Raw genomic sequence first — 14216 nt, 5'->3', positions numbered from 1 at the left:
TTCTCCGTATTACTTTTTATGAGCAATCGCTTCGACTTCAATTAACACGCCAAGAGGTAAATCTTTCACTGCGAAGCAACTGCGTGCTGGACAATCTTGTTGGAAAAACTCTGCGTAGACCTTGTTAAACTCGGCAAAGTCATTAATATTCGATAGGTAACACGTTGTTTTTAAAACAGTATCGATACTGCCACCACCAGCCTCTAAAACGTGCTTCAAGTTAGTAAGAGATTGATGACTTTGTGCACTGATGCCACCTTCAACGACTTTTCCTGTTGCCTTATCAATGGGTAATTGGCCAGAAGTAAAAATCAAATCGCCATAGCTAGTGCCATGTGAATAAGGTCCGATAGCAGCAGGCGCGTGTTCAGATGAAATCAATTTTTTCATTTTTAAATCCTCACATAAATTTTATTTTTTATTAAGAAGTTTCTAATTCAACTTCCGTATTGGCGTTATTTTTTCAATTAAATATGAATCAAACAACTAGATCAGATCACAAAATCCGTTAAAAACTCCAATTTATTTGAACTTCTTCGCCAAGATCTCAAATTTATCTGAATTTTCCACAAAAAAATTGGTGATATACACTTTCTCAATTAAATTTGAGAAAAATTCATACTAACAAGAGAAACAATAAAATGAGCGTGACAGCACCTACACAAACCTTACCTATCGGTAAAGAGCCTCCGCACGTAAAAGCAGGCATGGCCCTAGACGAGTGGAAAGCCGCGATCAAGTTTGATAGCACAGACTGGGGATGGGTGATCATGAGTATCGGCATGGCAATCGGTGCCGGTATTGTCTTTTTACCAGTAAAAGTAGGCGTATTGGGCCTTTGGGTATTCTTGGCCTCTGCCGTGATCGGCTACCCAGCAATGTACTTATTCCAACGCCTTTTCATCAACACTCTCTCAAGTTCACCAAAGTGCCAAGATTACGCTGGCGTCATTTCCGGCTACCTTGGTAACAAATGGGGGGCGTTATTAGGTGTGCTCTACTTCATCATGTTGGTGATTTGGGTCTTTGTTTACTCAACAGCTATCAACAATGACTCGGCATCTTTCCTACATAGTTTTGGCATCACGGAAGGTTTATTGTCTGAAAACCCGCTATATGGTCTGGCTTTAGTGTGCGCGCTGGTCGCTATTGCATCTCGTGGTGAAAAGATTTTGTTTAAGGTCAGTACTGGTCTTGTACTGATTAAACTTTGTACCGTTGCATTACTTGGCGTCATGATGATCGAAAAATGGGATGTAGCGAATGTCGGTGCAATTCCAGAAACAGGCGCTGGTTTGAAAGATGCAATTGAGCTACTGCCGTTTACTCTAACGTCTATTCTCTTTATTCAAAGCTTGAGCCCAATGGTGATCTCATACCGATCAAAAGAAAAATCGATTGAGGTTGCTCGCTTTAAAGCCATGCGCGCAATGAAAATTGCTTTCGGTATCTTGTTTGTGACCGTCTTCTTCTACGCGATTTCCTTTACGCTTGCGATGTCACATGAACAAGCGGTTAAAGCAGCAGAAGAGAACATCTCTGCTCTTGCGATGGTTGCGCAAGGTATGGACGGCACGACGCTAAAACTAATGAGTTTGATGCTGAATATTTTCTCAGTAATGACTGCGTTTTTTGGCGTGTACTTAGGTTTCCGCGATTCTTGCCAAGGTCTAGCGATGCTGGCTCTAAAAAAGGTCATGCCTGAAGAGAAAATCAATAAAGACTTAGTCACCAAGGGAATCATTCTCTTTGCGATTCTCATGGCGTGGGGTGCGATTGTATTGAATCTACCAGTTCTGAGCTTCACATCAGTATGTAGCCCTATCTTTGGTTTGATTGGCTGTTTGATTCCAGCTTACCTTGTCTACCAAGTGCCTTCTTTACACAAATACAAAGGCGCGTCGCTTTACTTGATTATTGCGACTGGTATTTTGTTGTGCGTATCACCTTTCGTCGCATTTAGCTAAAACCTACGTTGCCTTGGCTGTTACTCAGGTAGTGATGGCCAAGGCAACCTTAAAATTCAACCTCTCCTCTCCCTGCTTTCTCTCATCCTTGAGAACTCTTGCCACATACCGTCCTATTTGCAGTCTTTACGCGATCTCCCTCACACTTAATTGACAATTCTCGACTATGTTCAGCGGGTCATTTAAGTAGAAATTAGGAAATAACATGAACAAGTATTTAGCAGAGGCTTTTGGTACGTTCTGGCTAGTATTAGGCGGTTGCGGTAGCGCAGTGTTGGCTGCAGGTTTCCCAGACGTGGGTATTGGTCTGCTGGGCGTTGCTCTGGCCTTTGGTTTAACCGTTTTAACCATGGCATTTGCAATCGGTCATATTTCAGGTTGCCACTTGAACCCGGCAGTGACGGTTGGTCTTTGGGCTGGCGGTCGTTTTGATACAAAAGACGTTGCGCCTTACATCATCGCACAAGTGCTCGGTGGGCTTATCGCTGGTGGCATTCTTTATGTCATCGCGACAGGACAAGCTGGATTCGATGTTGTGGGTTCTGGCTTTGCCGCCAACGGTTATGGTGAACACTCGCCGGGTCAGTACTCCATGCTTGCTGCGCTAGTTTCTGAAGTCGTGATGACGATGATGTTCCTTATCGTGATCATGGGGGCGACAGACAAACGTGCACCTCAAGGTTTTGCACCTATTGCGATTGGTTTGTGTCTGACTCTTATTCACCTGATCAGCATTCCTGTCACAAATACCTCAGTAAACCCGGCTCGTAGTACAGCAGTCGCGATATATGTGGGCGACTGGGCAGTTTCTCAATTATGGCTGTTCTGGGTTGCGCCTATTTTGGGTGGCGTACTTGGTGCAGTTATCTACAAAAATCTTCTTGGTAAAGAATCGAACGATTAATCGTTCCCAACTCCCAAAATCAAAAAAGCCGCTGAATTCAGCGGCTTTTGTCTTTTACCTAATCCCCTAACTGCGAATAAGGATAAATAGGATATGGTGCGACTAGTGCACCACCTGTATATATTGCAGCAGGCAGCATCCCAGAGAAACTATAAGCTTGAAACAAGTGGTTATACATTGTCCCTCCTTCTAACCAAAATCCAGTTATCTGGTCATATCCATGGAAGCCAAACAATCTCGAAACATCAGAGTTAAAGTAATCATGAACTTTAGATACTTTGTTAACGAAACGTCCTATGAGCCCATTCTCATTGTAAAGATGTGCGCCAGAAGCCTCTCGCGCCATACCTCCTTCCGTGAACAAAGTTTGCGTCGGTTTCTCGTTCCACATAGGCTTGCTACCACGAGTACCGTCAGTCAATAGCTCACCATCAACATTGTTCTTACAGACTGAGCCTGAGTTAGCAACTTCACAAGACCTAATCTTATAGCGATCTGTAACATTTTTCATGTACTCAAAGCTAAGCACAACAACTTGTGATAATGCGGCAAATTTTGCACCTTTTTCACATGAACCACCCGCGATCTCACCTGTAGCACAACCACCAGCTGCTGCGACACTTACTTTCGTGGCTGCATGTGCAAATCCTCTCGTTGGCTTAAAGCTATTGTAACCTCCGATAGCGCCTGTAATTGCACCAATCGCAGCCCCTTTGCCAACTCCGTTCCAGCTTTCACTAATGATCCCACCGGTTACAGCCCCACCAGTGGCGCCACCAAGTGCACCGGCAGCAATGGCATTAGTAAGAGACCCTGCAGAGAAGAAACTTGCACCAGCATCGGCTAGCAACACACTGTACGTACCACCACTGGCGACAGTGACGACGATCCCCACAACGATACCGACGATTTCTCTCGAGTAACGAGAGGTGAACTCTCGTACGTCGTTCCATTGACGTTTAAGTTCTTTTTTAATTCTCTTAAAGAAATGGCCAGAAGGATCGTTGTATTTAAGAGGATTATTGAGAACGTAGCTGTATCGATTGAATGATTGACTATTATCAGGAGCTTGTATGTAAACGTCAGCGCTGATAAATCGTGCTAATGTTGCATCATATAAACGACCGTTCATATGGATTAAGTCAACTTCATTAAGCATCTCATGCCCTGTAAATGCACGATTCAACAATACAGGTTGAGGCAACAACACATTGTCAGCTTTCCAAGTAAACGCTCTCTCTTTGCCCCAAGGGTCATATAGCTTACGGTCAACAATATTCCCCCACATATCACTTACCATATCAACCGATTTAAGCGCATCTGTATGGCTATAACGAATTTGGCGATCTACAGATGCATAGCTTCCTTGTCCATCAGTCTTCAATGAGTTCACATTTATAGCTACCAGACCATTCCCAGCATAAATGTACTGAGTTTGTTGAATGTCCCCGGATGCTAGCTCTTTTAACTCGTAGGACTTACCGAGGTACCAAGTTCTGCTTCCATCGCTACTACGCTTGCTGACTCGCTGATTCGACTCATCATATTTAAAGTCAACCCAGCCTTGTTCTTGCTGAATACGTGAAGGCTTGTTGAAGCCTGTCCATTCAATTGTTCTCCCTCCGCCAGATAGCATATTTCCGTTTTCATCGTAGCGATATGTATTATCCCCAGCTTGAGTTACCGCATGCTTGTGTAACGGATCTGCGTAGATATAATGACCAACGTCAGACTTATATTTGATATTGCCATTCGCAGCATAAGACATGGAATACTTTTTGTTAAATAACGGATTCTCAGCATGTGCTGCACCAATACCAGACAAATGGTAGTCTGTTAGTCGGTCTTGATCGTCGTAGTAGAAATTTTCTTGTATATCATTAACAAGATCTCGGCGACTCTGCACATTATCCATTCTGTCGTAGGTGTAATGAACGCCACGCAGCAGCTTGGAACCTTGCCTAGTGTATATATTGAGTAGTTGACCATTACTCTCATGATAATCGAAACTATTAACTAAGCCATTTCCTAAAACCTCTGATGTAATTCGACCTTCGGCGTCCATATCGTTGAGCTTCCAGTACGAAATCCGTCCATCAGCTGGGTTATCATCTTTGAGGGAACGTAGTGCATCTGACTCATTTTCAGATTCCACAGCTAGGTTATTGTACTTCTGTGAAACAAGCTTGACTTGCTTAACTAATTTTACTAGTTGTTCTGCAGCTAAAAGATAGCTATTTACACGTAATTCCGTTGTATCTTGCACATATTCAAGCCTATCTACTTCTTTTGAGAGTGAATTGAGTTCATCAAACATTTGACGCATTCTTTGATCATATAGCGGATCGTCCCTTTCCAAATCAAATGTCGCTAAACTTATACTTCCGCCATCAGAATAGTTGCCGTAGTACGCAGTTTGGTTTTGATTGATCAAACCTGCTTCAAAAGCAGCCCATTCATCAAGGCTTACCTCTCTTAGTAAGTTACCTTCAATCTTAAGATGGAAGTTAGGTTGCTGAACTACAGGTATCAAACCATTTCCAGAGACCACCACTGTCCTTGGGGAAACTTTGAAATAACGCTCGCCATATTCATTTGTGTACATATGTAATGGTCTAGTATGTAGCTCCGCCCTCATTTGGCGCGCAAATGCCTCATTTTCAGCCACTCCGTCAAATGAGATAAGCTGATCTTTAAGCTTCTGATACTCTTCCTTGCGTCGCTTGTAGAAGAATTGCTGCTCTTGTAAATCTTTTACTTTAACTAAATAATCTTTCGCTTTATTTAGGGCTTCATTGATTAGAGGCTCAATCACGTTGCGATATTCAGCTGCAGTGTAATTAACTTGAGCTTGAGAAATATCTCCCCAGACTTCCGTATTAATACCCGTTAAAGCATCTCGGGTGTAGTTTAGAGTAAACTTGTTAGGTCTATGTTCTCGAATTAGTTGCCCGTTAGAGTCATACTCTAAATCTCGTGCGAATGTGTGCTCTGGAGTAATCGTCTCTTCGCGTCTCAGTAAACCCAGACCGTTGTAGAAGTAGTTCTTAACCAGTTCTCCATCTACAGTTGCTTTTAGTAGCCCTCCTAACCAGACGCGTCCATCCACTTTGTCGTAAAACCATGCCTTTGTGGTGATGTGTGTTACTTCTTTCTCACTTTGCTTAACTTTGGATTCTACTTTCTCAGCGACTTTGCGACCTAAGTTGTCGTAAGCGAAATGAGTACTTTGACCTTTAGCATCAGTTTGATTAATGAGTTGACCAAAACCGTCATATTCATAAGTCCACAAACCTAGATCTGGATCATCTACTAAAGATTTATTGCCTTGAATATTGTACTCGGTACGAACTGTTTCTCCTTCTGACGCAATAGCAGATTTCAACATTCCATTGGCATAGAAGTCGTAGATAACTTTGCCACCATTCGGCTCCTGTTTCTCAATCTCCCAACCTAATACGTTGGTAAAAGTTTTAGAAACTCGACCTTTGGCGTCCGTTTTGGTTACTGTGAAAGGACCGTAAGAATAAGAAATCCAGCTGTCTTCTTTACCTGCAGGACCAGGTTCTTTTATCGAAATGACTCTTCCTAATTTGTCGTACTGAGTGACAATATACTGAGGAATATCACCTTGGTAATAAGGTTTTGAAGCAGAGACTAAATTGCCAAATGCATCATAGCCAGAATCAACGAAAACCCACTTACCGTTTACCGATAAAGAGGCTCTTCTCACTTCTCTTTCTAAAAAGTCAAAAAAGCTGATCTTCTTGCCTGAGTTTTTCGATTGATTGATAACACAGTAACTCGCATTGTTAACATTGAATAAGCAACGACTGTCTCCCGCAGGAAAGCGACTGATCTCAGATTTTACAGAAGTGTTTACAACAGACACCTCGGCTTCTCTCCCAAAACCATCGAGTTTTGTCGAAGTAGAAAGACCGTTTTCATCAACTTTTACAATTAGCCCTGACAATAGATCAACAGTTTGAGACGAGACGTGTCCAGCAGGGTTTGTCACCTCGGTTACAACACTATTCCCTACGTAGGAATGTTTAAAGGAAGTAGAGCGAGTTTCTAATCTCCCCCCGTTAGTCGCAGTAACGCTTTCTTTAGTAACAATACCGTTTCCATCTCGCTCTTTGATGGTAACCATGGAATATGGCGTATTTGGTAGCGTCGTGTGCTCACGCAACAAACCGGTTTCATTGTCATATTTAAAAGTAGCCTCTTGAGAGATCCTGCTACCATCGCTGTGAATGTAAGTTGTTTTAGTCGAATCGAGCAACCCGATTAACCAAGAATCTACCTTATTTACATACGCGTTTTGGGTAATTTCAACAAACGTGTCACTATAACCGGTGACCGGATTAAGTCCGGTTGTTGTCGTTGTAATTTTACCAACATTCAGAAATGTATCGACATCACTCTGCTCTACGGTAACTGTACTAAGAAGTTCACCACTTTCAGAGTATTGGTAGTCCTTTCGTTCTGAGGTATAAAATGCAAAGGTGTTACCGACTGTTGGAGTTTCAACCCATTCGACGATTTCATCGTATTCTGTAGCTGTGATCGCCTTCACGAATCGAGCTTGACCAGATAATGCAGATAGCTCGCGATTCAAATCATCCGATACTGGCGTCATGAGCCACACTGGTATTTGATCTTCTAGTACCGTTGTTCGCTCCTCAACCAAAGAAAACTCTGTGGCAGGAATCATGATTGGCATCAGTGTTGAACCGCCAACAGGAACAAATTTGTCAGCGCTTGCTGCGTATTTTTGATCTTTGTATTCGATAAGCTTATAACCCTTTAAATGCTTATCTGCTGCAGAAGACAGCTGTTGGAAACTTTTAACGATTTGCGTAGCACTGAACTCTTTTTTTAGCGTCTTAAATTCAAATTCAGATTCGGAACTTTTACTAAGCTCTCTAAAGTTCCAAAAGTCATCCGATCTACAATCACCGCAACCATTTAACCACTTTTGTCCATTCGCAAAATAGTCGGTTTGCTTTTTCAATGTGCCTGAGTAAGGAAATTCTGTATTAAATTGAAACTCTTGGTTGAGAGTGTTTTTTTCATTAACAAAGCTTCGCTGTCGAATCCATTCGAAACCATTGTGTTTTAGACCATCTTTAGAGCGCTTTGCAGGACCATATTGGAATAAGTAGTTATTTTTTCCATGTCCGTTGTCGGTCTCAAGACGATAAGCTACAGGGAAAGAGCCTGGTAAGTTAAAAAGACCAGAATCATCAGACTTAAAAGAGTCAGAAGGCGTGTGATTACCGTATGGGCCAAACCATACTGAAGAAATATGTCCTAGACCATTTGTCACTTTTTCAAGCAATAATGGAGAATGGTTGCTCTGAGCAGTGGTTTGACATTCTAGACGGTTAGATCTCTTCTTACAGAGCTCAAACTTACCATCTTGGTTCAAATCAATGAATGAGTTAAAACCAGTCCCCCAATTATCAACATCAAATTCATATTGGTACTTATAAGCGTTGACACATTGGACCTTGTTACCGACGCCACGGCAGAAATCTATAACACCATCCTGATCCAAATCGAGCCACCAACGTTTATCTACGCTCCCGAGCTCGCCTGTCCAATCATCACTTTTAACAAACTCTATATCGTCTTCGAATTTATGCAACGAACCAAGAGAGCCAAGAGAACAAGTTAGATTAACTGTTTTGCTAGCATCGTTATCCGTCATGCGACAAAAGTCGATGGCATTATCGCCATTCACATCCACCCACCAACGGGAATCTGGCTGCCCTACAGAACTAATTGGAAAACTAATATTTTTTTGAACTAGATATTTACCCGAAAAAGACGTGCACTTAATCGTTTGCCCTTCGACAGAACAAAGTTCACTACCACCATCGCCATTTATATCGGTCCAATAAGTGTCTTTAATTTGCCCCCATTCTATGCCACGAACGTGTACTGAATCAGACCACTCGCCATCTTCTTTGGGTTCACTGCATAAAAGTTCATCACCTATACGACGACAGTACTCTGGTACGCCATTACCATCCATGTCCCTCCACCAACGGAAGTCCTTCATCCCGGAGTTCAACACAATCCAAGAAAGTTGTGTCGTTGTATTATTTGAATGAAAAGCATCACAAAGTAATTTGCCATCATCTATACGACAAAACTCTGTTTTACTATCACCATTTATATCTAACCACCAATGGCTATGAGCGTCTCCCCACTGACTTATATTGTAGGTGCGAGCGACACTAGATTGAGACACATCCATGTGGCAAGTAAATCCATGGGCATCAGTCTTACAGAAGTCACCTACGCTATTCCCATCAATATCAACCCACCAACTTCTATTAGCATTTCCCCAATCACTAGGGATAGTGTTTTTCCCCCAATGACCTAAGTCAATATTAGCGATTTTCTCATCAAAGAATATCTGGCCTTTCATTGGGCTTTTATGTTCCTTCCAATCAAATTGAGTGGCAGGTAAACAATCATCCTTCGCATCGCAATATGTAATACTATCAATAAAGGAGGCACCAAGACCTTCGATTACCTCCTTATAACCCAGTCGGTAATAATTTTTTATTTTATTGTTTATACTTATATCAATTCTTGTCAGCTTTGATTCATACCTATGAACATTTCCGTCTATCTTATAATGTTTTGTAGGAATACCACTATTGATAGGAAGATAATTAAAGACAACACTGAAAGAATCGTAATGTATCGATGATATCTGGCCTAAATTATCATAGTTATAAGAGATACTCTCTGAACTTGGGTTGCTTTTATAGGAGCTCAACAACCAACTCTTCGAAAGGTTATTATAATGATATTCTTCAACAGCACCGCTTTTATCATGCTTAATGAAGTAACTTGATGCTGCATTTGAATCACCATTCAGAATAATTTTTGACTGGTTATCTACGTGTAAACGGTATTCAGAGCCATCTTTGCCAGTTACACCTTTTTCACCAATTAAACGCGTGCCATTTAAGCAAAAATTATCAGTAAAACTATAAGTCACTGAGCTTACTTGCCCTTCAATCGCTTGATGGTCACCACACCTTTTTATGGCAGACAGGCCGCTAAGCGAGAAGCCGCCCCCTAGTTCAGACCTTACGGGCCCAGAGCTTGAGTAGCTTAGCGCTAGATTAGGAGCTATACCCCCTTTCCCAGCTGGTAGTGTTATCGGTATTTGATAATATGCGACACCCTTGTCGATCGATAGCTCTCCGGGCAAAGTACCGATCGTTTGTGCTATTGCAGGAATAGACAACCCCGCAAAGATTACACCTAGCCAATTTTTCATTTAACTGCCTTTCAATTAGATAGTTCTGATATTTGATTTTCTAAATTAGTAATTCTTTTATTTATATTTTCGGACTGTTCTTCTGAATCACCTTCCAAAATCCGACTCTTTAACAGTTCAGTTCTCAGCATTTTTATAGAGTTATCATACTTTGAAAAGCTAGTTACATTCAAAGTATCCATCTTCTTATTTTCCTTTAGATTTTCATCATTATTCTTATATGAGAAGTTGAGCCTAAAAACGTAGCCAACAGTCGCAATAATTATGACCAACAAAAATGCACACAAGGATAACTTGGTTTTAACAGGCATGTATATGACACTAAATTGACAAAACCAGGCAATATAATAAAAAAAACCAAACTTCATATATCAAAAACAAAAATGCGTGATAGACATCACAAACAAATTAATATCTTAATATTTAAGTTTATTAATAATATTCAGTGAATATTATAGCTAAAATCTAATATCAACATGGCTAGAAAGATGAAAAAAAAACTAATTGGCATACTCACTATTCTATTATCGTTTAGCTCACTTGCTGAAACTAATGCTGGCTCAGGGCAGAAGTGGTATGGACCATTCACGATTGATAAGGTAGCTCGTTACTGGGATGGTGGACACAAGATGTCAGTTCATGTTAATGAAACACCAGAGACTCCCTGTGAAGTGTCGAATAGCGAGAAGAAGTTTACTTATCTACCAGATAGCCAACCGACCTCTATGGACTTATTCTCAGCTGTAGCAACTGCTCAAGCTCAAAACAAAAAGGTTATGCTTCTTATTGATAAAAGTTGTCATAATGTTTTGGGACTGAACGTTCATGGTGTAGAAATACTAAGCAACTAACTTACCCCAAACTCCCAAAATCAAAAAAGCCGCTGAATTCAGCGGCTAATTATTAAATTCTGTGTCGACCTAACAGCGAGTGTGACAACGTCGTGCCATCGACAAGCTCAAGCTCTCCACCGACAGGCACACCATGCGCGATGCGGCTGGCATCAACTTGGTGTTCTTTACATAGCTCTGCGATGTAATGTGCAGTGGCTTCGCCTTCAACCGTCGGGTTTGTTGCCAAAATCACTTCGGCTATATCACCGCGACGTAAGCGGTAATCAAGCACATCCAGCCCAATATCACTTGGACCAATACCGTCTAGTGGTGACAAATGTCCCATAAGAACAAAGTATCGACCAGAATACTGGCCCGTTGCTTCGACTGCAGCAATGTCTGCCGGGCTTTCTACCACACAAATTTGACCATTTTCTTGGCGTTTTGGGTTAGTACAAATATGACAGACTTCTTCTTCGGTGAAGGTTCGACACTCAGTACAATGACCGATTTCTGTCATTGCCTGGCTAAGCGCATCTGCAAGTTGCAAACCGCCTTTTCTATCGCGCTGTAACAAATGAAAGGCCATACGCTGCGCTGACTTGGGGCCAACCCCAGGTAGACAACGTAAGGCCTCCATCAATTGCTCCAGCATATGACTGGTACGCATTAAAAGTCCGCTTAATTAAATATCAGCAGATTAGAATGGCATTTTCATACCTGGTGGTAGTTGCATACCGCCAGTTACAGAAGCCATTTTCTCTTTTTGAGTTTCTTCAACACGACGGGCCGCATCGTTGAACGCCGCAGCGATCAAATCTTCAAGCATTTCTTTGTCGTCTTCCATCAAACTTTCATCGATGTCAACACGACGTACGCTGTGACTACCAGTGATAGTAACTTTAACTAGGCCAGCACCAGACTCGCCAGTTACTTCCATATTCGCGATTTCTTCTTGAAGCTTTTGCATGCGATCTTGCATTTGCTGGGCTTGCTTCATTAGGTTGCCCATACCGCCTTTACCAAACATGTTTATCTCTCTGGTTTAATGAGGTGTTGCATCAATTAATGGGGTTATACCTTTGGGTTTTCAACCCCATTCCATTCGATTATTAGATAGGGCGCACACTATCTTTATCAAGCTCTGCAGCAAAACGACGTTCAATAAATTGAACATTTGGATCGTTTTCTAAACTATTCAGAGCTTGCTGTAATTTCTCTTGATAGAGCCTATCTCTCAGTTCAAGTGGTGTTTCTCCACTCTCCCCTATTTCGATGCTCATGTGGCACTCTTCACCTAACACGGTATTAAGTGCTTTAAGCAATTCGGCTTGAGCTCTATCAGTATTCAAATGAGCTTGGCTGCTTCTCAATAGTAACGAAACGGTTGTTCCTTCCTTACTATAATGAGAGTTTAGCGCAAGTTGCTCTACCAGCTTAGGGATCTCCATTAAGCTGATTAGCTTCGCCCATTCATTATGTTCTAACGATTCATCGATGAGCTTTTGTGCCATTTCAGGCGTTTTCTCATGCTCAAGTGCCTGCTTGAGCTGCGTAGGTGTCAGTTTTGTATTCACTTTTGTCTCAACAGGCTTGCTTGGACGCCAGCGATACGCTTCCTCAACTTGTGGCTCCGTCGACTTCGGAGCTGAGTTTGGCGACACCTGCGCGGAATTGCCATGCAATTGCGCTACTCGGTCGATAACCGATTCTGGTTGTGCAGATGCCGCTTTAGGCTTTTTTGAGCCACCATTTTGAGGAGTGTTCTGTTGTAGGCCTTGACGCTGAGAACGTAATTGGTGACGCAAACCGCTTAGACCGCCGCGCGCCGGTGTTGAAACGCTCTCTTGCACTTGTTGAGGTGGCGTTTCATGCTGCGGCGCTGGGTTTTCGCTCATCGGCGGCGCCATATCATACTGTGGCGGAACCGCCTCATATCCACTCGCGTGATACTCAGGTTGTGAATTGGATGAAGGTTGAGGCGCCACTTGTGGTGTGCTTTGTGCTGGATTCGGCTGCTGAGTTCGAGGAGCTGGTGCAGTCTTTGGCTGACTGGCACTTTGAACTGGGGCTGAAGCTGGTTCGCAGTTACTAGAAACAACATTTGCCCCACTGTTATTTGATGGGCGGAACGCCATCATACGCAGCACAATCATTTCCAGACCGACTCGCCCATTTGGAGAGAGGGTCAAATCTTCACGACCTTTCAATGCAATTTGGTAGTAAAGCTGAACGTCTTGCGGACTTAGTGCTTTACTCAACAACTCGATTTTTTCTGCATCTGGCTGCGCTCGGTCTAGCGACGCTGGCAACGCTTGATACATCGCAATTCGATGAAGCTGTGTTGCGACTTGCTGCAACAAACCATCCCACTCAACACCATTTGCCGCTAATTGCTGGATTTTATCCATGGCTTGTTGAGGTTGCTTGCTGCTGATTGACTCTAGTAAGTGAATCGCTTGGTCGGTATCAATCGTCCCCAACATGTGGCTGACAATATCGGTTTGCACCGCACCGTTACCTAAAGCAATTGCTTGATCGGTCAAGCTGAGAGCATCACGCATACTGCCATCTGCAGCATGTGAAATCATACCCAGTGCTTTTGGTTCTGCCGATACTTGCTCTTGACCCAAAATGTAGTCGAGTTGCTGATGAATATCATCAACGCTGATCGGTTTGAGATGGAACTGTAGACAACGCGACAATATAGTAACTGGCAGCTTTTGTGGATCGGTTGTCGCGAGTAAGAACTTCACATACTCTGGCGGCTCTTCCAGGGTTTTCAACAACGCATTGAAAGAGTGACGCGATAGCATGTGTACCTCATCGATGAGGTACACTTTAAAACGTCCACGAGCAGGTTTGTATTGAACGTTGTCTAACAGTTCGCGAGTGTCTTCAACTTTAGTACGTGATGCCGCATCAATTTCAAGAAGATCGACAAAGCGACCTTCATCAATTTCACGACAAGTATCGCACTTACCACAAGGTGTCGCGGTAATACCGGTTTCGCAGTTCAAGCCTTTGGCAAACAACCTACCGATACTCGTTTTACCCACACCACGAGTCCCGCTGAACAGATAAGCATGGTGTAAACGGTTTTGCGCCAGTGCGTTTTCCAACGCCGTCAGGACATGTTTTTGTCCGACAACTTGGTCAAACTGATTAGGACGCCATTTTCGCGCTAAAGCTAAATAACTCAT

At 42.6% G+C, this 14216-nt stretch carries 8 protein-coding genes; 3 read left to right on the top strand and 5 right to left on the bottom strand.

Annotated features, from left to right (window positions below; translation table 11 throughout):
* Positions 1–9: 9 nt before the first annotated feature.
* A complete protein-coding gene (locus MTR11_RS20010) occupies positions 10–390 on the bottom strand; it encodes a RidA family protein (RefSeq protein ID WP_243328256.1) in 381 nt (126 codons plus the stop codon).
* A gap of 317 nt (positions 391–707) precedes the next feature.
* Here MTR11_RS20010 and MTR11_RS20005 point away from each other — a divergent pair, with 317 nt between their 5' ends.
* Positions 708–1967, top strand: a complete 1260-nt coding sequence (locus tag MTR11_RS20005) for an amino acid permease (RefSeq protein ID WP_048625843.1) — start codon at positions 708–710, stop codon at positions 1965–1967.
* A 205-nt stretch (positions 1968–2172) separates the two neighbouring features.
* Positions 2173–2871: an aquaporin Z gene (gene aqpZ / locus MTR11_RS20000; RefSeq protein WP_226420987.1), complete on the top strand. Its 699-nt coding sequence runs from the start codon at positions 2173–2175 to the stop codon at positions 2869–2871.
* Positions 2872–2929: 58 nt separating this feature from the next.
* On the opposite strand, the gene MTR11_RS19995 is transcribed toward aqpZ, so the two are convergent.
* Positions 2930–10180, bottom strand: coding sequence for an RHS repeat-associated core domain-containing protein (locus MTR11_RS19995; RefSeq protein ID WP_134647259.1), 7251 nt, complete (start codon positions 10178–10180; stop codon positions 2930–2932).
* Between the two features lie 488 nt (positions 10181–10668).
* Here MTR11_RS19995 and MTR11_RS19990 point away from each other — a divergent pair, with 488 nt between their 5' ends.
* Positions 10669–11031 carry a hypothetical protein gene (locus tag MTR11_RS19990; RefSeq protein ID WP_041852910.1) on the top strand — a complete coding sequence of 121 codons (363 nt, stop codon included), beginning with the start codon at positions 10669–10671 and terminating at the stop codon, positions 11029–11031.
* Positions 11032–11083: 52 nt separating this feature from the next.
* Here MTR11_RS19990 and recR read toward each other — a convergent pair whose 3' ends face one another.
* The 3 genes from recR to dnaX form a co-directional block, all read right to left on the bottom strand.
* Complete coding sequence (gene recR, locus MTR11_RS19985) at positions 11084–11683, bottom strand: recombination mediator RecR (RefSeq protein ID WP_031780610.1); 600 nt, start codon at positions 11681–11683, stop codon at positions 11084–11086.
* A 30-nt stretch (positions 11684–11713) separates the two neighbouring features.
* The gene (locus tag MTR11_RS19980) at positions 11714–12043 is read right to left on the bottom strand and encodes a YbaB/EbfC family nucleoid-associated protein (RefSeq protein WP_005380618.1); all 330 of its coding nucleotides are present in this window, start codon (positions 12041–12043) and stop codon (positions 11714–11716) included.
* Positions 12044–12125: 82 nt separating this feature from the next.
* Positions 12126–14216, bottom strand: coding sequence for a DNA polymerase III subunit gamma/tau (gene dnaX, locus MTR11_RS19975; RefSeq protein WP_243328255.1), 2091 nt, complete (start codon positions 14214–14216; stop codon positions 12126–12128).

The organism is Vibrio sp. CCB-PB317 (assembly GCF_022808245.1).
Taxonomy (GTDB): domain Bacteria; phylum Pseudomonadota; class Gammaproteobacteria; order Enterobacterales; family Vibrionaceae; genus Vibrio; species Vibrio diabolicus.
Note: the sequence above shows the minus strand (reverse complement) of the source record. Positions and strands in the feature narration are given on the sequence as shown.